The organism is Microbacterium sp. Z11_20 (assembly GCF_057197605.1).
On record NZ_JBXVOQ010000002.1, the window covers coordinates 347,067 to 367,447 of the forward strand.

Here is a 20,381-nt window from a genome sequence, read left to right on the forward strand (position 1 = left end):
ATCGGCGGCGCGGCCGGCCGCAACCCGGCCCCGTGCGGCGGGCTACGCGGTGGTGCGCAGGCATGCTTCCAGCGCCACCCACGGCAGCATCGCGCACTTGACCCGGGTGACCAGTCGGGCGACGCCTTCGAACGCCGCCGCATCCCCGAGGCTCTCGGCGGGCTCCACGGTCCCGCCCCCGCGCATGAGCGCACGGAAGTCCTGGATCAGCGCGCCGGCCTCCTCGCGGGTCGCGCCGGTGGCGAGGTCGGACATGATCGACGACGACGCCGTCGAGATGCTGCACCCGTGCCCCTCCCAGGCGAGCGCGTCGATCCGCCCGTCGGGGGTCACCGTGATCCCCAGGGTGATCTCATCGCCGCACGTGGGGTTCAGCTCGTGGTGGGTGTGCGCGAACCCCGACACGTCGCCGCGCCCGATCGGGCGCCGGCTGTGGTCGAGGATGACCTCGCGGTAGAGGTCGCCGAGGTCGCTCATCGGTCGGCTCCGAAGAACGCGCGGACATCCCCGAGGGCCTCGCCGAGCGCCGCGATCTCGTCGTCGGTCGTGTACACGTACGCGCTGGCGCGGGTCGTCGCGGGCGTGCCGAGCCGGCGGTGCAGCGGTTGGGCGCAGTGATGGCCGGTGCGTACGGTGATGCCGCGATCATCGAGGAACTGGCCGACATCGTGCGGGTGCACGCCGTCCACCACGAAGCTGACGAGTGCCGCTCGCTCCTCGCCCGCCGCCGGCCCGACGATGCGGACGGCGGGGATGCGGGCGACGGTGTCGACGAGCGACTGCGCGAGGTCGTGCTCGCGCGCCGCAACGGCCTCCATGCCGAGATCCGTGAGGTAGTCCACGGCCGCGGCGAACCCGACGGCCTGCACCACCGGCTGCGTGCCCGGCTCGAAGCGGTGCGGAGGGGGCAGGAACTCGGCGCTGTCGAAGGTGACCGTCGTGATGGCCGAGCCGCCCGTGCGCCCGGGGGGCAGCGCGCCGAGAAGATCGGCGCGCCCGTACAGCGCACCGATGCCGGTCGGCCCGAGCATCTTGTGCGCCGAGAACGCCGCCAGGTCGACCCCCAGTGCGCGCAGGTCCAGCGGCCGGTGCGGCGCGGACTGGCACGCGTCGAGGAACGTCAGTGCGCCCCGGCTGCGGGCCAGCGCCACGACGTCCTCGACGGGGGCGATGAAGCCGGTGACGTTCGACACGTGCGCGAACGCGATGAGGCGCGTGCGCTCGGACACGACAGCGGCCATCCCGTCGATGCTCCAGAGGCCCTCGTCGTCCACGGGTACGGCGCGCAGCACCGCGCCCGTGCGAGCGGCCAGGCGCTGCCACGGCACGAGGTTGGCGTGGTGCTCGGCGAGGGGGATCACGATCTCGTCGCCGGGATGCAGCACCGCGGGGCCGTCGCCGCCGTGGAGCGCCGCATCCGTCAGGGACCAGGTGGCGAGGTTGATGGCATCCGTGGCGTTCTCGGTCCAGACGATCTCGTCCTCCCCGGCGCCGACGAAGCGCGCGACGCGCGAGCGGGCGGACTCGAACGCGGTGGTCGCAGCGCCCGTCGCTGCGCTGGAACCGCGGTGCACCGCCGCGTAGGCGGTCTCGGCGAAGTGCCGCTGTGCGTCAAGGACCGACACCGGCTGCTGCGAGGTCGCGGCGGAGTCGAGGTAGATCTGTCCCGAGCGGCGCTGCACGAACGGGAAGTCGGCGCGCACGTCCGGAAGGGTGGGCGCCGTGGCGCGTGACGTGGTCATGGTTCCTCCTGGCCCGCCGAACGGGCATCCTCCAGTCTCCTCCGATCCGGCGGCGCGCGGGCGCCTACCAGAGCGCGGATCCCGACGTCAAGCCGCAAACCGCTCGTGCGAGGCCGGGATACGTTCAGTGCGTTCCACCCTCGCGGAGGCCGCGTAGACCGGTGTTCGGGTCACCGTCTGGTCGGCGTCGCGGGGAAGGCGACCCCCGGTGGGCTGAGGCTTCCGCTTCCCGGGGGTCGTGATCTTCTTGCGGGCCGAGGGGCATACTCGCCACCGGTATCGCGGGTGCTTCGGCGCGCGCGACGCGGCGATAGTGTGAACGCGCGGAGCATTCCGCTCCCCGAGCCGAAACGAGACGGTCATGAGCACGACACCCCCGGGCTGGTACGACGACGGCCACGGTGCGCTGCGGTGGTGGGACGGTGCCTCGTGGACCGAGCATGTGCACGTGGTCGATGAGGCACCCCCGGCTGCGGAGGCTTCGCCGTCGTCGAGCGCGGCCGAGGTCCCTGCCGCGGAACTGCCCGTGACCCCCGACGCGCCCGAGAGCGCCACGCCGGGGCCCGAGGCCGCGGATGCATCCGCACCAGCGCCGACGTACCCGCCGCAGTACCCCGGTGCACCCGGCGTCGCCGGTGCGCCCGTGACTCCGGGCTACCCCGCGCAGCCCGGTTCGCCCGCCCCGGATGCCCCGAAGCAGAAGTCCAAGCTGTGGATCCTGTGGGCGGTCCTCGGCGGAGTCGTCCTGCTCCTCATCGTGCTGGCTGCCCTGCTCATCCCGCTCATCGTCGGCTTGTTCACCTCGAATACCGCCGGTGGCAGCGGCGGCGGCGGACCCGAGGAAACGCGCGCCGTTGCCGCCGTCGAGCTGTACGACGACGCGTGGGACGACGCCGACTGCGATGCCTACTTCGCCTCGACGACGGAGGAGTACCGCCAGGGCTTCGGCCTGACCGATTGCGCCGCGTTCGAGGCCGATGCCCAGGACTTCGGCGACTTCACCGACGAGTACGAGCTGGAGGTGACCGGCGTCGAGGTGATCGACGAGGAGCGCATCGAGGTCGTGACGCTCGAGACGTACCAGCAGCTGTACGACGAGACCGGCGAGCTGCTCGACGAGCCTCAGCCGGTAGAGGAATCGCTGCGCTACGTGCTCGTACCCGAGGGCGACCGCTGGGTCATCGACAGTCTCGACTCCAACGAATGAGCCAGGCTCTCCCGGCGCGCGGCGCGCGCTTCGTCCTCCCGTGCGTGGCCATCGGGCTGCTCGCCGGCCTCATGTCGGGCCTGTTCGGCGTGGGCGGCGGGACCGTCATCGTGCCTCTCCTGGTCCTCCTCCTCGGCTTTGACCAGCGCCGCGCGGCCGGCACCTCGCTCGCCGCGATCGTTCCGACCGCCACGGTGGGTGTCATCTCCTATGCCGTGTCGGGGTCGGTCGCGTGGATCCCCGCTCTGATCCTCGCCGCCGGTGCCGTCGTGGGTGCGCAGGTGGGCACCTGGTTGCTTCCCCGGGTGTCGCAGATCGCGCTGCGGTGGGGCTTCATCGGGTTCCTCGCCGTGGTGATCGTGAGCCTGTTCTTCATCATCCCCTCCCGTGAGGCGGTGCTCGATCTCAACTGGCTCACCATCCCGGGCCTGGCCGTGCTCGGCCTCATCACCGGCGTCCTCGCCGGTCTCCTCGGCGTCGGCGGCGGCATCATCGTCGTCCCCGCCCTGCTGCTGCTGTTCGGCACCAGCGACCTGGAGGCGAAGGGGACCTCGCTCCTCATGATGATCCCCACCGCCATCTCGGGAACCATCGGCAATCTCCGCCGCGGCAACGTCGACCTCCGTGCTGCGGCCGTGGTGGGCCTGGCCGCGTGCACGACGACCGCGCTGGGCGCGTGGCTGGCCACCGTCGTCGACCCCTTCGTCGGCAACGTGCTGTTCGCCGCGTTCCTCGTCTTCATCGCCGTGCAGATGGCGCTGCGGGCGATCCGCGCGGCCAAGCGCTGACAGCGGGCGGGGGCGCGCCTCCTCGGTAGGATGGCACGGTGCCCGTCAATCCCGAGCTCGTCGGTCGAACCTTCCCCGCGACCGCGCCGTACCTCGTCGGCCGGGAGAAGGTGCGCGAGTTCGCGCGTGCCGTCTTCGCCGATGCGCCGCTGCACACCGACCCGGAGGCGGCCCGCGCGCTGGGTTACGCCGATGTGGTCGCGCCGCCGACCTTCGCGATGGTGATCCAGGACCTCACGCTGCAGCTGCTGCTGGCCGAGCCGGACTCTGGCATCGAGCTGGCCCGCACCATCCACGCCGAACAGCGCTTCCGCTACACCCGGCCGATCGTCGCCGGCGACGAGCTGACCGCATCCCTCACGGTCAGCGGCATCCGGGCGCTCGGGGGCAACTCCATGGTCACCAGCGAGGCCGAGATCCGGGATGCGGCGGGCGAGCACGTCGTGACCGCGACATCGGTGCTCGTGGTCGGGCAGGCGTCATGACCGCCGTGGGAGATGTCGTCGCCGAGCGCTCGGTGCACCTGACCCGAGAGTCCCTCGTGCGCTACGCCGGCGCATCCGGGGACTTCAACCCCATCCACTACCGCGACGACATCGCCGCCGAGGTGGGGCTGGCGGGGGTACTCGCGCACGGGATGCTGACGATGGGCGTCGCCGTGGGCGCTCTGGGCGAGTGGCTCGGCGACACCGGCCGCATCCTGGAGTACGGCGTGCGGTTCACCCGGCCCGTCGTGGTCGACCCCCGAACCGGTGCCGACCTGCACATCGTGGCGAAGATCGGTGCAGTCGAGGACGACGTCCTGCGCATCGACCTGACGGTCACGCACGCCGACACCACCGTCCTGGGTAAGGCCCAGGTGCGCGTGCGCGCCTGAGTCCATGCCCGAACTCGACCCGATCCCCCTCGCGCAGCTGACGACGCTGCGCACCGGCGGTGCGCCCGAGCGGCTCGTGGAAGCCTCGACGACGCACGAGCTCGTCCAGACGTTGCGGACGCTGTGGGCGGAGGGCGAACCCTGGCTGGTCGTGGGCGGCGGCTCCAACCTCTTCGCCGGGGACGAGGCGTTCGAGGGCACCGTCGTCCTCGTGCGCACCCGGGGCGTGGAGCGGTTGCCCGGGTCGGGCCCGGGAACGGTGCGCCTGCGCGTGCAGGCCGGACACGACTGGGACGATCTCGTCGCGTACACGGTCGCGGAAGGGTTGGCCGGCATCGAGGCGATGTCGGGGATCCCGGGAACCGTCGGGGCGGCCCCCGTGCAGAACGTCGGGGCGTACGGGCAGGAGATCGTCCAGAGCCTCGTGGAGGTCGAGCTCCTCGACGAAGCCACCGGGGACATCTCGACCGTCCCCGCCGCCGAGCTCGGCCTCGGGTTCCGCACGTCCGTGCTCAAACAGCACTACGCCTCCGCGCCGGCGCGTTCGGCGGTCATCCTCACCGTCACCCTCGAACTGCAGGAGGCCGGGGCGGGCGAACGAGTCGTGCCCGGGGAGCAGCTGCGCTCGGCGCTGCGGCTCGACCCCGGTGCATCCGTGTCGCTCCAGCACATCCGCGACGAGGTCCTGACCATCCGCGGCCGCAAGGGCATGGTGCTGGCGCCGGACGATCCCGATACCTGGAGCGCCGGGTCGTTCTTCCAGAACGCCATCGTCTCCGCCGGCTTCGCCCGCACCCTTCCCCCCGAGTGCCCGCGATGGCCGGTGGCTCCCGAGCTGAACACGGTCGTGGTCATCCCGCTCGCCGAGTTCACCGGGATCGTGCCGCCCCCGGCAGCGGCCTCGTCGGATGTGAAGGTCAGCGCGGCGTGGCTGATCGAGCATTCGGGCCTCGGGAGGGGATTCGCGCTGCCCGGGTCGCGGGCGGCCCTGTCGACCAAGCACACCCTCGCCCTCACGAACCGTGGTGGGGCGACGGCGAGCGAGATCGCCGAACTCGCGCGGTTCGTGCAGCAGCGCGTGCAGGCCGAGTTCGGGCTGATCCTCCAGCCCGAGCCGGTGCTGGTGGGCGTCGAGCTCTAGCCCCCTCCCGTCGACTCGCCGGAAAACGTCGGGTTTTCGCGCGCGAACCGACGTTTCCTGGCGACCCGACGGCGGTGGGGGGCGCTAGGCGAACAGGCCCTGGAGGCGCTGGATGCCCTCGAGGAGCTGGTCGTCGCCGAGGGCGTACGACAGGCGCAGGTAGCCGCTCGGCCCGAACGCCTCGCCGGGAACGACGGCCACCTCGGCCTCGTCGAGGATGAGGTCGGCCAGCTCGAGCGAGGTCGCCGGGGTGGTGCCGCGGCACTCGCGGTTCAGCAGGCCGGTCACGTCGGGGTAGACGTAGAAGGCTCCGAGCGGGTTCGGCACGGTCACACCGGGAATCTTCTCGAGCTCCGACACGATCAACCGCCGGCGGCGGTCGAACGCGAGACGGAAGCCCTCGGCCTCGTTCTGCGGGCCGGTGAGGGCGGCAAGGGCCGCGCGCTGGGCGATGTTGTTGACGTTGCTCGACAGGTGCGACTGGAGGTTGGCCGCGAGCTTGATGGCGTCGGCCGGGCCCACCATCCAGCCCACGCGCCATCCGGTCATGGCGTACGTCTTCGCAACGCCGTTGACGAGGATCGTCTGCCCCGCCAGCTCGGGAACGGCCTCCACGATCGACTGCGCGTGGGCGCCCTCGTAGACGAGGTTCTGGTAGATCTCGTCCGAGATCACCCACACCCCGTGCTCCAGCGCCCACTCGCCGATCGCCCTGGTTTCCTCGGGGGTGTACACCGCGCCGGTCGGGTTGGAGGGCGATACGAACACGAGGGCCGTCGTGCGGTCGGTGCGGGCGGCCTCGAGCTGCTCGACGGTCACCTTGTACCCCTGCTCCGCTCCGGCGAACACCTCGACCGGCACTCCGTCGGCGAGGGCGATCGCCTCGGGGTAGGTGGTCCAGTACGGAGCGGGCAGGAGCACCTCGTCCCCGGGATTCACCACCGCCTGGAAGGCCTGGTAGACCGCCTGCTTGCCGCCGTTGGTGACGACGATCTGCGACGCCGGGACCTCCAGGCCCGAGTCGCGCAGCGTTTTGGCGGCGATGGCCTCGCGCAGCACCGGGAGCCCCGCCGCCGGGGTGTAGCGGAAGTTCGCACGATCGCGGAGCGACTCGGCCGCGGCATCCACGATGAACTGCGGCGTGGCGAAGTCGGGCTCGCCTGCGGCGTAAGAGATGACCGGGCGCCCGGCGGCCTGGAGCCCTTTGGCCTTGGCGTCCACCTTGAGGGTGGCCGACTCGGCGATGGCGGACAGCTTGCGGGAGAGGGGGGCGCGGGATGTCACCCTCCCGAGCCTACTCGCGGCGGGTCGATCGTTACGGGGTCGTTGCGGCACGGGCGGCGGGGGTCGCCTACCGTGACGGGAGGGGGGTGCGGATGATGCGGGTGCGGGTGCATGCGCTCGGCCATCGGGTTCGCCGGCCCGGAGTTCTGGCTCGCTGACGCGAGCGGGGGATACGTGCGGGTGAGTCTTCCGTCCGACGGCTGCGGTCTGCCCAGGTCCGACACGCTGGCCGCGGTGCAGGCGGGCATCTCCCGGCTGCACCTGGTGGAGGAGACCTTCACCGCCGCGCCCGCGCCGCCCGAGCTCGTCGCGCTGCTGGCGGCCGCCGCATCCTGACCTCCTCGCGCACGGGGAGCCGCGAGACTGCTTGCTGCCGACGAGACCACGACATTATGCGGCGGTCTCGTCGGCAGGCTGCAGTCTCGCGGTCCGCGGCTCGCCGTCCGCGGTCAGCGGAGCGGGCGGGTCAGTCGATGCGGGAGTGCTCGCCGAGCCGGTGCCACGTGCGGTTGTGATAGACCAGCGGATGCGTCGTCCCCGCGCCATCCGGCTCCTGCGTGTGCGCCTCGAGCGCCTGGACGAGGATCACCGTGGCCACTCCGGCCGGCACCGTGCCGACGACACGCCCCCGGATCCACGACGACGCGGCGGGGAAGTAGGGCTCGCCGGTGGGGAGGCGTGTCCACAGCGACGTGTCGGCGAAGCGGTCGATGCCGCTCGTCGCGCCGAGCTGGGCGATGTGCAGCTGCTCGGCCTCGAGGAGGTGCACCACCACCGTCTCCGCGTGCCGGATCGTGGGGGCGCTGGACGACAGCTCGGAAACGGAGAAGACGAGAAGGGGCGGCGTGACACTGGCCGACGACACGGAGGTGGCCGTCAGCGCCACGGGGCCATCGGCCCCCTCGGCGGTGATCACGGCGACCCCGGCGGGGTGGTTGCGGAACGCGGTCTTGAAATCCTCCGCGTCGAGCATCGGCTCGCCGTCGGGCGTCCCGTCGGCATCGGCGAGGTCGCGAGCGGTCTCGTTGGACACGGTCATGTCGTCCTCCTCAGGCGCTGCCGGGCGGCTGGATGTCGAAGACGGCGAGTTGGGTCGCCGCCATGCGGTAATACCCGACGAGCGTCACCAGGTGAAACAACCGTTCGGTGCCGAAGATTTCCGCCGCGCGGGCGTATTCGGCGGCGTCCAGCGTGTCGGCGGCGAGAATCCGCCGTGCGACATCGAGAGCCGTCCGTACCTCTTCATCGGCCGCATCCGGGTGGCTGCCGTCGCGGATCGCCCGCAGATCGTCGTCGGTCCACCCGGCGGCGCGTGCGGCGGGCTCGTGTGCGTAGAGCTCGAACGGGCTCTCGAAGGCATAGCCGACGGCGAGGATGACCGCTTCCCTGGTCTTGTCCGAGACATCCAGGCCCCAGCGCATCTGGGAGCCGATGCCCGCCAGCGCCAGCCCGATCTCGGGAGAGGTGACCCACACCGACGGCGGTCCGATGAGCTCACCGGCCTCGTCGATCAGCCGGAAGGGCTGGTCGGGCGCGGCGCGCGGCCCGGTGGCGTACCGCTCGTAGAACGACTGCTGGGCCGGCGTGTAGGCGGCGCGGTCGGGCGGATCGAAGCGGGCCATGCGGTCACATCCCGCCGGAGGGAAGGCCCAGCCCCACGCGGCCCTGCGACAGATAGAACACGTCGTACTGCGCCCCGATGTGGGTCTTGTAGAAGCCGGTGTCGCGGTAGTACTTCTCCAGGCGTGTGCCGCGCTTTCCGGCCGAGGTCGACCCCGCCGTCGAGAACGCCAGATCCACCGCCTCGGTGGCCAGGCGGGCTGCGGTGGCGGCCTGGCCGCGGAGGCGCAGGTCTTCGGCCGGTGTGAACTCCGGCCCGCCGTCGGCCCACGCGTACCCGCGGTCCTCCATCTCGGCGACGGTGGCGTGCAGGAGCGCGTCGGCGGAGTCGGTCAGCTGCTGGATGTGCCCGAACCACTGCTGGTACTGCGTCGACTCGGTCCGCGGCATCCGCGGCGGGAAGCTCGTCCCGCGCTGCATGAGCTCCTCGTATTCGTCGAGGGCCGCCCAGGCCGTCCCCACCTGGCTGACGGCCAGGCCCGCGATGAACATCGTGGTGGTGCGTCCGAGGTACACCGGGTTCCCCAGCAGCCGATAACCGGGGGTGCCGTCGTTCTCGCTCCAGAGGTAGTCCTTGAAGTTGAACCGCACGACGTTGTAGTCGGGGACGAAGACGCCGTCCATCGTGATCGAGTTCGACGAGGATGCGCCGAGGCCGAGCACCCGCTCGCCGCCCCAGTCGTCCTCGATCGTGTACTCCGACCGGGGGACGATGAACATGTGCGGCACCGGTGTGCCGTCCTCGGCGAGGATGGGCGCGACGGGCATGAAGTGCGAGCTGTAGGTGCACCCGGAGCTGTAGTCCCAGCGGCCCGAAAGGATGTAGCCGCCCTCGACCGGCTCGGCGGTGGCCGTGACCGGGAACGCGCGCGAGGCAGCGACGAAGGGATACGCCTGGTAGGCCTCGTCCTGCGCCCGCTCGGAGAAATACGAGGAGAACTGGTACGGGTGGCTGGCGCCGAGTTCATACGACCAGCCCACGCCGGGGTCGGCACGGGAGATCTCGCACGCCACCTTGAAGAAGGTCTTGAGGCCGAGCTCGAGCCCGCCGTAGCGGCGGGGGCGCAGGATGTCGTAGAGGCGGGCCTCGGTGAAGGCCTCGTGGATCTCGGGGGAGTAGGTGCCGAGCTGCTCGTGTTCGCGCTGCATCCCGCGGATGCGCTCGCGCAGTCCCCGCGCCCGGGCGATGATCTCTTCGGCGGTGGGGTCATCCGGCGTCCTGGTGGGGGCCTCGGTCATCGCCATCGGATCATTCCTTCTCAGTTCGCTCGGTACCGCTGTCACTCACGCTATGGCGGCGCCGGGGCGCCCGAACCTGCGCGCGGGCAGAATCGGGTAATTCCGCCCTGCACGGCGGACACCGTCGTTCTGCCACGCTGGAGCGGAGGGGAGCCGCCATGGTCTCGGACGCCCAATACGCCGTCCTGCAGGTGACATACGCCGTGCGACAGGTACGCACGAGCCACGTCTGGGCCGACTTCGCCGACCTCGGGATCGCGGATGAGGTGATCTCGATGCCCTACAGCTTCTGGGTGGTGCGCACCGACGACGGGCCGGTGGTGATCGATACGGGGTTCTGGGTTCCCGACGCCTATTGGGTCGACGACGCCCAGTGGCGTCCCGTGCCCGAGGCGCTGGCGGCGGTGGGCATCCGCCCCGACGAGGTGTCGCGCGTCATCCTGACCCATCTGCACTTCGACCACGCCGGTTCGGTTGACCTGTTCCCCCACGCGCGGATCGCGCTCTCGCGCGCCGAGTACGCGCACGGGAGCTCGCGCAGCGCCGAGGAGCTCCGGGCGGGTTTCATCGACCCCCGCCACCTCGCCGCGGTGCGGGCGGCGGAGGAGGAGGGCCGTGTCGACCTCGTCGACGGCCGGGCGGAGGTGGCCCCCGGGATCACCATGATCCCCGCCCCCGGGCACACGCCGGGGGAGACCGCCGTGCTCGTGTCCACGGACGCCGGCGCGGTGCTGATCGCCTCGGACGCCGCGCACTTCTTCGAGCAGGTGGAGCGGGGATGGCGGTTCTTCGCGTACAGCGACGCCGAGGAGTCCGCGCGCTCCCTCCGCACGCTCGGGCACATCGCCCGCGAGGCGGGTGCGGCCCTCATCCCGGGCCACGACATCCGGGTGTCCGAGCGCTACCCGCCCCTGGCCGGACCCGCCGCCGCCTTCGCCACCATCCTGATCTGAGGCCTCCGGGTGCCCTGCGCCCGGTGCGCGCAGGTGACGGAAAGCGGGTCAGCTGGCGAGGACGTGCAGGCCGTCCAGCCGCTTGCTCATCCACACCGCGATCTGAGACCGCGAGCGGAACTGCAGCTTGTGCAGCATCCGCTGGATGTGACCTTCCACCGTGCGCGTGGACAGCACGAGCCGCGCGGCGATCTCCGCACTGCTGAGCCCCTCCACCAGCAGTTCGGCGATCTCGAACTCGCGCGGGGTGAGTTCGTCGGCGCACCCCGTCTCGCCGTCCTCGAGGGCGAGGGCGAGGACGCTGCGGCGATCCAGCTGGCGTCCGCGCGCCGACAGGCGCGAGTACTCCCTGCTGCCGAGGGCGCGCCGCGCGTTCTCCTCCAGGCCCCACCCGATGACCTCGCGCGCGAACGTGCGAGAGCCGTGCATGCGGCCCGCCGCGGCCAGCAACGTCGCCGCCTTCCCCGGATCGCCCTCGCGATGGGCGAGCGCGGCCAGCAGCCGCAGGCACGTGGGCACGCCGGCGCGGTCGCCGAGGGCGTCGAGCATCGCGAGCGCCTTCCGGGTCGTCTCGCGAGCGGACTCGTCCAGTCCGCGGTTGAGCAGCGAGATCGATCGCAGCACGAGCGCGTACGCGACGCCCCACCGGTTGCCGCGGCCGATCATGAGTTCGACGCTCGAGCGGAACAGCTGTTCGGCCCGCTCGTGGTCGCCACGGGCGACGGCGACGAGGGTGAGGAAGTACATCTGCTCGTCGAGGGTCTCGATCCGCCCGCTGGTGCGCGAGCGCTCCACGACGGCTTCGAGCTGGTCTTCGGCTCCCTCGGCGTCGATCGCCCCGAGGCGGCTCAGCGCGCGGAGGAACTCCGTCGGCAGCTCGCCGGGCTCCTGAGGAGCCTCGTCTTCGGGCCCGCATTCGGCCAGCAGTTCGGCCGACCGCTGGAAGTCCCGTCCGATGATCGAGTAGTACGCGATCGTGCGCCGCGCCTCGGTGGCCAGCGCATCGTTGACCTGCCGGCACACGACGGCCTGCTCGAGCCAGGCCTGCACCTGCTCGGCCAGCCCCAGGCTGCTCCAGCGCTTGCGGAGCGGCACGATGAGCCGGATCGCCTCGCCCGCCGTCGCACGGTCGGCGACGTAGCGCGTCAGCAGGCGTTCGAGGCTGGCGCGGTGATGCATGAGGTGGTGCGAGAGCTGCACCTCCGTCGCGCCGGGCGCGGCCTCGGCCAGCTCGCACATCAGGGCGACGAGGTGCTCGTCGATCCGGGCCGTGGTCTCCTCGATGCGGCCGGACGCCTCGAGCGCGGCCCGGCCGCGCTGGCGCATCGCCCGGAGCAGGCGGAAGCCCCCTTCCACGTCGGGGTCGCGAAGGAGGACCGACCGGTCGACCAGACGCGAGAAGGCGCGCACGAGCGACGCGGGCGCGCCGTCGACGAGGGAGACCAGGCAGTCCAGGGTCACGGGTTCGCGGAGCGCGGCGGCCACGCCTACCAGCGCCCGCTCGTCCTCGTCGCCCGCGTGCCACACCTCGTCGGCGGTGGCGAGGAGGCGTTCGGCCTCCGGGAGCAGGTCCAGGAGCGAAGTGGACGACGACGTCAACGCGTCACGGATGGATTCCAGCGACATCAGCCGCGTCGCGGCGGCCGCCAGCTCCACCAGGGCCGGCAGCCCGTCGGTGGCCGCACACAGGTCGCGGATGATCCGCAGCTCCTGCGCCGTGGGGACGAACCCCGGATCCAGCATCCGGATGCGGTCGACCAGGAGCCGCACGACCTCGTAGTCCAGGACCATCCGGGTGGACGCCACAGGCCGGGACGGGATGACGAAGGGCGCCAGGGAGATGAGCCGTTCGGCGTCGGAGCCCAGCCGTGCCGTCCCCGCGACCACGACCACGGCCCGCGGGCATGCGGCGAGCACCTTCTCGGCCAGCGCCGCCGCGGCGACGGCATCGTCCGCGTCGTCGAGGAGGACGATCCCGGCGTGCCTGCGCAGTGCGGGCACGGCCGCGAGCGCGCCCGCGGCATCGTGGCGCAGGTCGAGCCGGACCGGCGCGTCGGCGAAGGTGCGCGCCATCCGCTCCGCCAGCTTCGCGGCGAACCGGCTCTTCCCCACCCCGCGCGGCCCCGTGATCGTCAGAAGACGCGCCTCGACGAGCACCCGTCCTGCCGTCTCGAGTTCGGTCTTGCGGCCGATGAAGCTCGTCGCCTCGCTCGATGCCACCTCGATGGCATCCACCTGTCGTGCGGTCATGTCCTACCCACTCCTGGCCTCTGCGCCCGGCGGTGTCCCGATCGACTGTGATCGGCTACCCTGCCGTCAGTTCGTCATACAAGCTTATCGTCTTCCCGTCGCGATGCCACCTCCTGTCACCGGAAGCGGAGACCCTTCCGGCGCCACATCTTGGTGATCCACCAGTACACGAGGTGGGTGCGCGGCCATTCCGTGACGATGGCTCCCCGCTCATCGGTGAAGTAGTTGTGGCAGCCCGCACTCTTCGCCGAAGCGTGCGTGGCCAGCTGCGCATCCACCCAGGACACATAACGCCGGGCAGCTCCCGGGTCGGTGTCCACTCGGCGCGCGCGTCCTCGTTCGAGTCGCCGGATCGCGGAAACGGCGACCTCGGCCTGGCGCTCCAGCTGCGCGATGATCGAGGTTCCGCCGTTGGTGTTGGGGCCGTAGAGGAGGAAGAAGTTCGGGAACCCCGGCACGGTCACCCCGAGGAACGCGGTGGCCCGCTCCTCCCACGCGTCGTGCAGCCGCACGCCCCCCGGCCCGACGATCTCCAGCTGGGCCAGAAAGCGCTGCGGCTGGAACCCGGTGCTCATCACGAGGACGTCGATCTCGCGTTCGGCACCGGATGCATCGATCAGCCCCGTGCGGGTGGCTCCCACCACCGCCTGCGGGACCAGCTCCACGTTCGGCCGGTTGAAGGTCTCGTAGTAGGTCGTGGCGACGATCGGGCGCTTGCACCCCCAGGCGTACGTGGGGGTCAGGGCCGCCCGGGTCTCCGGGTCGATCACCGTGGAGTCGATGAACTCCGTGCACAGCGCGCGCATCCGCTCCTGCACGGCCGAGGAGTCGTCGTAGCCGCGGAAGCGCCCGTTCGCCTTCGCCCACAGCAGGTACCGGTGCACGCGCTGGGCGAAGGGCACCGTGCGGTACATCCACCGCTCGAACGGGGTGAACGCCCGTTCCGACTTCGGCTCGATCCATCCCGGCTCGCGCTGGTACACCGTGAGCTCGCCCACCATCGGCGCCAGCGCCGGGACCACCTGGGCGGCCGTTGACCCTGTTCCCACGACAGCGACGCGCTTGCCCGCCAGATCGTGCTCGTGCTCCCACCGCGACGTGTGGAAGCGCACACCCTCGAACGCGTCCAGTCCCGGCCACTGCGGGTAGCGCGGAACGTTCAGGAGTCCGACTGCGCTGATGACGGCGTCGAAGTGACCGACGGAGCCGTCGGTCGTGAACACCTCGTACTCGCCGGACGCGTCATCCCACCGCGCCTCCACCACGCGCGCATTCAGACGGATGCGGTCGCGGAGCCCGAACGTGTCGATGACGCGGTTGGCGTAGGCGAACAGCTCCGGCTGGGTCGCGTGCGTGCGCGGCCAGTCGTGTTTCAGGAAGGAGAAGGAGTAGATGTGCGAGGGGATGTCCACCTCGCACCCGGGGTAGCGGTTGTCGCGCCACGTGCCGCCCACCTCCCCGGCCTGCTCGAAGATCGTGACGTCCGTGTCGGCGCGGCGGGTGAGCTTGACGGCGGCGGCCAGTCCGCCGAACCCGGAGCCGATGATGGCGACTCGCAGCGGCGTGGGCCGCCGCCGACTCACGGAGCCGTCACCCCCTCGGGCATCGGGTAGTCCGCGGCGTTGACGACCCACCCGGGCATGAGCGAGAAGTCCTCGCGCGGCGGGGAGAAGATGTCGACGAGGTGATTGCGCCCGGTGCCGACTGCTTCGCTCGTGTGGATCGCCGGCGGCGGGATGACCGTCAGTGACGGACTGCCGAGCAGCCCGTGGTCGTCTTCCCGCCACGTGTTCGCATCCGTGCCCCAGGGCCAGCGCAGGTGATGGATGTATTCGCCCTCGAGCACGAGCGAGTACTGCTCGAAGTCGTCGTGATGGTGGGGGGAGAGCTTCGCGCGGTCGCGCGGGCCGTCCTTCACGTCGATGTAGTTCACCATCATGGTGGTGCAGCGGAAGATCCGGAACGCGCTTCCGGCGCTGGGCGCCACAGTCGCGTCGTAGACGCGCACCCGGTACCCCTCCGGGGGTGCGGGCCAGGGCTGGAACGGCGGGATGTTCGGATGCGGGGTGGCGTAGGACGGGGCATTGGCGGCGAGCGCCGCGAACGCGCTGGTGGTGCGGACCAGAGATACGAACCGCAGCCGGCCGTCCAGCTCGACGGTCGACCGACCCGGTGGCAGGACGATCACGCGTTCCCCCGGGCTGACCACCGATTCCTCGGGGGTCGTGATCCGCGCCGTGATTCCGGCATCGGGGAGGATCAGCATGTGCTCCTCCGGTTCGTCGAACTCGAGGATCGCGTGGCGGTCGACCTCGCCGTACCCCAGGGCGATGTTCTGCCCGCGTGCCCACCAGATCAGCGCGCCGGGGTGGCTCCGGTCGGGCTCGGCCTCGTTCTCGGAGAATCGGGCGTATTCGGCTCCGGCCATCGCCTCGGGCACGGCCGTGGCCGTCGCGGTGGGGAGCGCTGAGCGAACGTCATCTTTTCCGTAGGGCATGTGCGACCCTTCCTCACTCCGCGCCGAGCGACTCGGCGACCAGGCGCGAGGCCCCGGCTGCGAGCATCCCGACGTCGTTGCCGACCATGATGTAGGAGTAGCCGCGCTCGGCGGACGCGCGGAACTGGGCGGGGGACTGCACCGCGGTCCCGACCGGGATGCCCGCGACCTTCGCCAGGTCGAGGACGCGGTCCACGCGGGAGCTCAACTCAGGGGCGTCGCCGGTCAGGCCCGTCGACAGCTGCAGGTCGCCCATCCCGATGAACACGGCGCTGAGGCCTGCCGTCGCGATGATGGCCTCCGCGTCGTCGAGCGCCTCGACGTCTTCGAGCTGCGCCGCGCGGAAGACCTCCGTACCGGTCGCGACATAGTCGTCGCGGGACGCCTGCCCCCACTTCCCTGCCCGGGAGGTGAGACCCATCCCGCGCGTGCCTTCCGGTGGGAACGTCATCGCCGCGACCGCCTCGGCGGCATCGGCACCGCTGCGTACGTGCGGGACGAGGATGCCGTCGGCGCCGGCATCCAGGATCCGCTGGTAGTGGCTTCCGCTCCGATCCGGAACCCGCACGAGCGCGGTCACGCCGCGGGCCTGTGCGAGGGTGATCGCCGCGAAGGCCTGCTGGAAGTCCAGCGGGGCGTGCTCCTGGTCGATCACGAGGAAGTCGAATCCGGCGTCGCAGAGGATCTCGACGACCTCGAGCGCCGGAAGCTTCAGCCACGTGCCCACCAGAGGGCGCGTGGCCTCGCGCAGACGCTGCGAGAACGACGTCCTCACGCGTCCAGCCCGAGGAGGCGTGCCTGGTTGCCGCCGACCATGAGGCGCAGGTCCGCCTCGGAGACGCCGGCATCCAGCAGGCGGGGGAGGAGGCTCCGATACCCCTCGAGCGGCAGCTGGTTGCCCTGCTGGCCGAGGTCGGACCCGAGCACGGTGTGCCCGGGACCGACGGCATCGATCCAGCCCAGCAGGACGTCGAGCGGGAAGAGCTTGTCGTTGTCGTACATGCCGATCTCGTGCTCGAACACGGCGCCGAGCTCCGCCAGGTGGCGGGCGAGGTCGTGGTCGATGCCGGCGATGTAGTTGGGGTGGCTGATGAGGATGCGGGTCTGCCCGGCGGCGGCGGCCGCTTCCACCACCGCGGTTGCCGGGACCGCACCGAGGTGTCCGGTGGAGAGGATGGCGCCGGCATCCCGGGTCATCTCGATGATGCGGCCGACCACGGGGAGGAGCTCACCGGACTCGTCCAGGACCGGCACCTCCTCCTGGGGGAGCATCCCCAGCGGGGTGAAGTGCGATCGCGTGGTCTCATCCACCGACGCGTGCTCGAGGTGCGCGGCCGAGGAGATCGTGGGAAGCCACACGATCTTCCCGCCCAGGCGCAGCGCGAGATCCACGGCGTGGATGTTCAGCCCGCCCGCGGTGGAGTTGAGCGCCACACCGCCGAAGATCTGGGTGTCGATGCCCTCCATGTAGGGGGCCATCGCCAGGATGTCCGGCACCGTGTTGTGGTAGTGGCACTTCACGAGGATCGCCCGGAATCCCGCTTCCGACGCCTGGCGTGCGGCGTCGACGTGGCTGATCCGCCGCGGCATGGGGGAGGGGCCGGAGTGGGTGTGGAGGTCGATCGCTCCGATCAGGAGCTCGTCGATCGCGGTCATGATGGTGTCCTCTCGTTCACTTGATCGCCATGGCGTTCGGCGGGGAGCCGACGCCGCCGATCAGGCTCAGTGGCTTGGCGGTCAGGAAGAAGTCGTAGCGGCCGTCGAGGGCGCACGCGGCGGCCAGCTCGTCCAGTCGCCAGCATTCGCCCAGCGGCATGCCGAAGAGGGCGAGGAGCGGGCGGTGCATCATCCCGTTGTGCACGGGGCCTCGCTCGGGCTTGGGCTCATCCGGGTCCACCCAGCCGGAGTCGGGGCTCACCGGGAACATCTCCACGCCGGCGTTGTCGCTCGCGAGCATCGAGAACCGGTTGTCCCACAGGAACTCCAGCGTCTCCTCCGCCTGCAGCAGCCCCGGGCTCCCGGCGGTGCGCATGGCGGTGCGTCCGTCGTCGTCGGTGCCGAGGTAGTTGCCGGACCACCCGGTGCGCACCAGCAGGACATCGCCCGGCCGGAACGTCGTGCCCTGGCCGGCCGCGGCGTCGGCGAGATCGGCCGCGGTGATGCCGAAGCGCTCGGCGCCGGTGAAGGCGCGCCCCGACTTCTCGTAGAACGGCGGGAGGTCGATGAGGACGCCGCGCGTCGCGATGCCCTTCTCGGCGATGAGCTGGATGCCGAGGTCGGGCGTACCGACCTCGATCCGGTCGTCGGGAACGCCGCCGAAGAAGCCGTGCCGGGGGTGGCGGATGTGGCGGAGCCCGTCGATCTGCGACGTGGACTGCAGGTAGAAGGAGTCCAGCCAGTCGTCCCGGTGGTTGGGGTTGTTCGCGAAGATGTGGTGCGCGGTCTCCGGACGGGTTCCCGCGATGCTCGGCACGAAGGAGTTCAGGGGGTAGTCCAGGGAGAACACGCGGCCGTCGCGCACGAGTCCGGCGGCATCCCGCGTCACCTCGGGCGTGATCAGGTTCAGGGTGCCGAGCTGGTCGCCCGGACCGAACACGTCCCACGCCGACCCCTTCGGGGCATCCGTGCGCTCGCAGAGTTGGCGGTAGGTCGGCAGGTCAGCGGCATCGACGGTCTCTGTGGGCACCACAGCCTCCTCAGGATGTTGCTCTTGGGACACTGCAGCCGCAGGCCCCCGGTGGACTCTATGCAGGCCCGGCCCGCCGGAACCCTGCTGCCGGAACCAATCAGGTAGAAACGCCTAAGGAGCGTCGGCGTGCCGCGCGGCGAGACCCGCCACGGCCTCCTCGTAGACGCTCGTGTCGATCAGCCGCGCCAGTTCCTCGCGCCCGCGGGGCTGCCGATCCTGCTCGCGCGCGACCCACTGCTCCTGCTCCACGAGGATGTCCAGCTGGTCGTCTTCGACGAGCGCGACGAACTCGAGCGAGTGCAGGCACCGGCGGACGAGCCCCGGGTCGAAGCCCGACAGCCGCGCCAGGTACTCCGCCCCGAGCTCCGGCGACCGGGTGACCTGCTCGGAGGCGAGGATGACGTGCTGAATGAACGAGACGATCTCGGCGCGCGTGCCGGGGTCCGACAGTGCCGCCGCCGTCGTGTTCGCGTTGAGCCGCAGGTAGTACGAGCCTGGTCGGTACAGGCGCACGGCGTCTTCGCCGAGGCCCTCCTTGGCGTGCTGGGTCGCGGGTTCCCAGATGGAGATCGCATCGACCTCGCCGTCCAGGAGCGCCTGCGACACGGCCAGCTCCGGGATGAACGGCACGATCTCGACCTCCTCCGCCGGAATGCCGTAGTGCGCGAGCTCGGTGATGAGGAAGTACTCCGAGGAGGTGCGGGGGAAGGTGCCGATGCGCTTGCCGCGCAGATCGGCGGGCGTTTCGATGCCCGCGGATCGCCGCGCGAGGATCTCGTAGTGTCCGCGGGTGGCGGTGAACAGCATCCGCAGGTCGGGGCGCTCGACGGAATAGCGCAGCAGCTGCGTGTCGGCGTTCATCGCCACATCGGCCACGGCCGGTGCGTCGGAGGTGCCGGCCTGCGACACGATGTGGCTGCCCCCGACCAGATGCGCCATGTAGCCGTTGTTGAGCTGCTCGCGACCGCCGGTCATGGTGTCGACGGCCAGGGCGATCGCGGCGTTCTCCATGACGCGGTGAGCGCCGTAGACCTGCAGTGTCATGCGATGCTCCTCGGGATTTCGGGGGAAGGCGGATCGGTGAGCCCGATCGCGCGGGCGGGATTGGTGCGGGCCATCCGCGCGAGGTCGTCGGCCGACCAGCCCAGATAGAACAGCTGCTCCAGGAAGATGCGCAGCGCCTCCGGTTGGGCGGGCGCCCACCGCGAGAAGGCGTCGCTGGTGAGGATCACGTGCTCTGGGCCGAGCTCGGAGAGCGCCGCGTGCACGTCCTTCACCGTGGTCGTGGCATCCGGATGCAGCAGGGGGCCACCGGAGAACTCGATGAAGGCACCCAGGTCGGCCAGCTCCTGCAGCTCCGCCACCGAGGAGGCGTAGTGCAGGGGGTGGTTGATGACGACCCGTACGCCCTCGGCGGCGCCCCGCTCGGCGACGGCCCGCGACTCCGCCAGCGAGATGTGCCCCGTACCGAGGGTCAGGTCGTGCTCGGCGCACAACGACACGATCGCACGCACCTCGGGTCGCAGCGACCCGTCGTCGTCGATCGCGGAGAGGGCGTGGGCGGCGGCGAACTCCCGGAAGCCGCCCACGATCCCCTCCAGCAGGTTCGAGACGTACCCGCCGCGCGCGACGTCGGCGGCGGACCCCCACGTGGGGAGGAACACCATGCGCGCACCGTGCGCGGCGGCGAGGTCGACCGACGCGGGGCTGAGACCCCCGGTGGGCGGGTTGAGGGTGATGCTGCCGAAGACGCGGAACCGGGCGGGATCGAAGTGGCTCTGGATGGCCGCGGCGCGGTCGGTCGTCGGCCACACGTGCGACTTGAGGACCCACGCGCGCACCCCGTACGCCACCGCCTGGCGCGCGGTGGCCACGTCGTCTCCGCGGTTGGCGAGCGCCCGCGACAGGTCGGGCTGCCCGTGCACGTGCAGATCGATCGTGCCGCGGGTGAGGCGATCGAACTCGGGTGGCAGGGAGCGCATCCCTCCACTCTCGTTCACGCTCCGACGGCACGAATAGGGTGGCGTTACGCTATCGGGCCCACCGCGCGCTCTGGTCGTATGGTCCCAGGCATCCGACCAGGGACGCCGGCAA

21 protein-coding genes are annotated in these 20,381 nt (G+C 71.1%); 7 read left to right on the forward strand and 14 right to left on the reverse strand.

Annotation, left to right across the window (positions count from 1 at the left end):
- Positions 1 to 42 precede the first annotated feature (42 nt).
- Together sufU and AC2DFQ_RS06655 are read right to left on the reverse strand one after the other, a co-directional pair.
- Positions 43 to 477: a Fe-S cluster assembly sulfur transfer protein SufU gene (gene sufU / locus AC2DFQ_RS06650; protein ID WP_484508400.1), complete on the reverse strand. Its 435-nt coding sequence runs from the start codon at positions 475 to 477 to the stop codon at positions 43 to 45.
- Positions 474 to 1,742 (reverse strand): aminotransferase class V-fold PLP-dependent enzyme, encoded by a 1,269-nt coding sequence (locus tag AC2DFQ_RS06655; RefSeq protein ID WP_484533346.1) that lies wholly within the window; start codon positions 1,740 to 1,742, stop codon positions 474 to 476. Before AC2DFQ_RS06655 ends, sufU begins: the two co-directional genes overlap by 4 nt.
- Before the next feature lie 361 nt (positions 1,743 to 2,103).
- On the opposite strand from AC2DFQ_RS06655, the gene AC2DFQ_RS06660 reads away from it, so the two are divergent.
- From AC2DFQ_RS06660 to AC2DFQ_RS06680, 5 genes are read left to right on the forward strand one after another with little or no spacing between them, the layout of a single operon-like run.
- Positions 2,104 to 2,949, forward strand: coding sequence for a DUF2510 domain-containing protein (locus AC2DFQ_RS06660; protein WP_484533347.1), 846 nt, complete (start codon positions 2,104 to 2,106; stop codon positions 2,947 to 2,949).
- Positions 2,946 to 3,737, forward strand: coding sequence for a sulfite exporter TauE/SafE family protein (locus AC2DFQ_RS06665; RefSeq protein ID WP_484508403.1), 792 nt, complete (start codon positions 2,946 to 2,948; stop codon positions 3,735 to 3,737). The genes AC2DFQ_RS06660 and AC2DFQ_RS06665 overlap by 4 nt, the downstream gene beginning before the upstream one ends.
- 38 nt (positions 3,738 to 3,775) lie before the next feature.
- The gene (locus AC2DFQ_RS06670) at positions 3,776 to 4,222 is read left to right on the forward strand and encodes an FAS1-like dehydratase domain-containing protein (RefSeq protein WP_484533348.1); all 447 of its coding nucleotides are present in this window, start codon (positions 3,776 to 3,778) and stop codon (positions 4,220 to 4,222) included.
- Entirely contained in the window at positions 4,219 to 4,614 is a 396-nt protein-coding gene (locus AC2DFQ_RS06675; protein ID WP_484508405.1) for a MaoC/PaaZ C-terminal domain-containing protein, read from the forward strand. The genes AC2DFQ_RS06670 and AC2DFQ_RS06675 overlap by 4 nt, the downstream gene beginning before the upstream one ends.
- 4 nt (positions 4,615 to 4,618) lie before the next feature.
- Positions 4,619 to 5,755, forward strand: a complete 1,137-nt coding sequence (locus AC2DFQ_RS06680; RefSeq protein ID WP_484533349.1) for a UDP-N-acetylmuramate dehydrogenase — start codon at positions 4,619 to 4,621, stop codon at positions 5,753 to 5,755.
- An 84-nt stretch (positions 5,756 to 5,839) separates the two neighbouring features.
- On the opposite strand, the gene AC2DFQ_RS06685 is transcribed toward AC2DFQ_RS06680, so the two are convergent.
- On the reverse strand, positions 5,840 to 7,039 hold the full coding sequence (locus AC2DFQ_RS06685; protein WP_484533350.1) for a pyridoxal phosphate-dependent aminotransferase: 1,200 nt from the start codon (positions 7,037 to 7,039) through the stop codon (positions 5,840 to 5,842).
- A gap of 111 nt (positions 7,040 to 7,150) precedes the next feature.
- Between AC2DFQ_RS06685 and AC2DFQ_RS06690 the strand changes: the two genes are divergently transcribed.
- Positions 7,151 to 7,375, forward strand: coding sequence for a hypothetical protein (locus tag AC2DFQ_RS06690; RefSeq protein ID WP_484533351.1), 225 nt, complete (start codon positions 7,151 to 7,153; stop codon positions 7,373 to 7,375).
- Between the two features lie 130 nt (positions 7,376 to 7,505).
- On the opposite strand, the gene AC2DFQ_RS06695 is transcribed toward AC2DFQ_RS06690, so the two are convergent.
- The 3 genes from AC2DFQ_RS06695 to AC2DFQ_RS06705 are packed head-to-tail and all read right to left on the reverse strand — an operon-like array spanning position 7,506 to position 9,904.
- A complete protein-coding gene (locus tag AC2DFQ_RS06695; protein WP_484533352.1) occupies positions 7,506 to 8,078 on the reverse strand; it encodes a flavin reductase family protein in 573 nt (190 codons plus the stop codon).
- A gap of 10 nt (positions 8,079 to 8,088) precedes the next feature.
- Complete coding sequence (locus tag AC2DFQ_RS06700; protein WP_484533353.1) at positions 8,089 to 8,661, reverse strand: carboxymuconolactone decarboxylase family protein; 573 nt, start codon at positions 8,659 to 8,661, stop codon at positions 8,089 to 8,091.
- A 4-nt stretch (positions 8,662 to 8,665) separates the two neighbouring features.
- Positions 8,666 to 9,904, reverse strand: coding sequence for an acyl-CoA dehydrogenase family protein (locus tag AC2DFQ_RS06705; RefSeq protein ID WP_484508411.1), 1,239 nt, complete (start codon positions 9,902 to 9,904; stop codon positions 8,666 to 8,668).
- A 152-nt stretch (positions 9,905 to 10,056) separates the two neighbouring features.
- On the opposite strand from AC2DFQ_RS06705, the gene AC2DFQ_RS06710 reads away from it, so the two are divergent.
- Positions 10,057 to 10,851, forward strand: coding sequence for an N-acyl homoserine lactonase family protein (locus tag AC2DFQ_RS06710; protein WP_484533354.1), 795 nt, complete (start codon positions 10,057 to 10,059; stop codon positions 10,849 to 10,851).
- Positions 10,852 to 10,899: 48 nt separating this feature from the next.
- Here the strand turns inward: AC2DFQ_RS06710 and AC2DFQ_RS06715 are convergent, their stop codons facing one another.
- The 8 genes from AC2DFQ_RS06715 to AC2DFQ_RS06750 form a co-directional block, all read right to left on the reverse strand.
- The gene (locus tag AC2DFQ_RS06715) at positions 10,900 to 13,101 is read right to left on the reverse strand and encodes a LuxR C-terminal-related transcriptional regulator (protein ID WP_484533355.1); all 2,202 of its coding nucleotides are present in this window, start codon (positions 13,099 to 13,101) and stop codon (positions 10,900 to 10,902) included.
- Positions 13,102 to 13,217: 116 nt separating this feature from the next.
- The gene (locus tag AC2DFQ_RS06720; RefSeq protein ID WP_484533356.1) at positions 13,218 to 14,684 is read right to left on the reverse strand and encodes a flavin-containing monooxygenase; all 1,467 of its coding nucleotides are present in this window, start codon (positions 14,682 to 14,684) and stop codon (positions 13,218 to 13,220) included.
- Positions 14,681 to 15,598 carry a cupin domain-containing protein gene (locus tag AC2DFQ_RS06725; protein WP_484508415.1) on the reverse strand — a complete coding sequence of 306 codons (918 nt, stop codon included), beginning with the start codon at positions 15,596 to 15,598 and terminating at the stop codon, positions 14,681 to 14,683. Before AC2DFQ_RS06725 ends, AC2DFQ_RS06720 begins: the two co-directional genes overlap by 4 nt.
- Positions 15,599 to 15,611: 13 nt before the next feature.
- On the reverse strand, positions 15,612 to 16,373 hold the full coding sequence (locus tag AC2DFQ_RS06730; RefSeq protein ID WP_484533357.1) for an HpcH/HpaI aldolase family protein: 762 nt from the start codon (positions 16,371 to 16,373) through the stop codon (positions 15,612 to 15,614).
- Complete coding sequence (locus tag AC2DFQ_RS06735) at positions 16,370 to 17,254, reverse strand: DUF6282 family protein (RefSeq protein WP_484508417.1); 885 nt, start codon at positions 17,252 to 17,254, stop codon at positions 16,370 to 16,372. Before AC2DFQ_RS06735 ends, AC2DFQ_RS06730 begins: the two co-directional genes overlap by 4 nt.
- A gap of 16 nt (positions 17,255 to 17,270) precedes the next feature.
- A complete protein-coding gene (locus AC2DFQ_RS06740) occupies positions 17,271 to 18,284 on the reverse strand; it encodes a cyclase family protein (RefSeq protein WP_484533358.1) in 1,014 nt (337 codons plus the stop codon).
- 114 nt (positions 18,285 to 18,398) lie between these two features.
- On the reverse strand, positions 18,399 to 19,331 hold the full coding sequence (locus tag AC2DFQ_RS06745; RefSeq protein ID WP_484533359.1) for an ABC transporter substrate-binding protein: 933 nt from the start codon (positions 19,329 to 19,331) through the stop codon (positions 18,399 to 18,401).
- Positions 19,328 to 20,269 carry a DUF6282 family protein gene (locus AC2DFQ_RS06750; protein WP_484533360.1) on the reverse strand — a complete coding sequence of 314 codons (942 nt, stop codon included), beginning with the start codon at positions 20,267 to 20,269 and terminating at the stop codon, positions 19,328 to 19,330. The genes AC2DFQ_RS06745 and AC2DFQ_RS06750 overlap by 4 nt, the downstream gene beginning before the upstream one ends.
- Between the last annotated feature and the right edge of the window lie 112 nt (positions 20,270 to 20,381).

Excerpts from the sequence above, each read along its gene's own strand:
- AC2DFQ_RS06695 (WP_484533352.1), bottom strand. The coding sequence starts at position 8,078 with ATGACCGTGTCCAACGAGACCGCTCGCGACCTCGCCGATGCCGACGGG.
- AC2DFQ_RS06735 (WP_484508417.1), bottom strand. The coding sequence starts at position 17,254 with ATGACCGCGATCGACGAGCTCCTGATCGGAGCGATCGACCTCCACACC.
- AC2DFQ_RS06680 (WP_484533349.1), top strand. The coding sequence starts at position 4,619 with ATGCCCGAACTCGACCCGATCCCCCTCGCGCAGCTGACGACGCTGCGC.
- AC2DFQ_RS06700 (WP_484533353.1), bottom strand. The coding sequence starts at position 8,661 with ATGGCCCGCTTCGATCCGCCCGACCGCGCCGCCTACACGCCGGCCCAG.
- AC2DFQ_RS06725 (WP_484508415.1), bottom strand. The coding sequence starts at position 15,598 with ATGCCCTACGGAAAAGATGACGTTCGCTCAGCGCTCCCCACCGCGACG.
- AC2DFQ_RS06750 (WP_484533360.1), bottom strand. The coding sequence starts at position 20,269 with ATGCGCTCCCTGCCACCCGAGTTCGATCGCCTCACCCGCGGCACGATC.
- AC2DFQ_RS06665 (WP_484508403.1), top strand. The coding sequence starts at position 2,946 with ATGAGCCAGGCTCTCCCGGCGCGCGGCGCGCGCTTCGTCCTCCCGTGC.
- AC2DFQ_RS06675 (WP_484508405.1), top strand. The coding sequence starts at position 4,219 with ATGACCGCCGTGGGAGATGTCGTCGCCGAGCGCTCGGTGCACCTGACC.
- AC2DFQ_RS06710 (WP_484533354.1), top strand. The coding sequence starts at position 10,057 with ATGGTCTCGGACGCCCAATACGCCGTCCTGCAGGTGACATACGCCGTG.
- AC2DFQ_RS06705 (WP_484508411.1), bottom strand. The coding sequence starts at position 9,904 with ATGGCGATGACCGAGGCCCCCACCAGGACGCCGGATGACCCCACCGCC.
- AC2DFQ_RS06690 (WP_484533351.1), top strand. The coding sequence starts at position 7,151 with ATGCGCTCGGCCATCGGGTTCGCCGGCCCGGAGTTCTGGCTCGCTGAC.
- AC2DFQ_RS06745 (WP_484533359.1), bottom strand. The coding sequence starts at position 19,331 with ATGACACTGCAGGTCTACGGCGCTCACCGCGTCATGGAGAACGCCGCG.
- AC2DFQ_RS06715 (WP_484533355.1), bottom strand. The coding sequence starts at position 13,101 with ATGACCGCACGACAGGTGGATGCCATCGAGGTGGCATCGAGCGAGGCG.
- AC2DFQ_RS06660 (WP_484533347.1), top strand. The coding sequence starts at position 2,104 with ATGAGCACGACACCCCCGGGCTGGTACGACGACGGCCACGGTGCGCTG.
- sufU (WP_484508400.1), bottom strand. The coding sequence starts at position 477 with ATGAGCGACCTCGGCGACCTCTACCGCGAGGTCATCCTCGACCACAGC.
- AC2DFQ_RS06655 (WP_484533346.1), bottom strand. The coding sequence starts at position 1,742 with ATGACCACGTCACGCGCCACGGCGCCCACCCTTCCGGACGTGCGCGCC.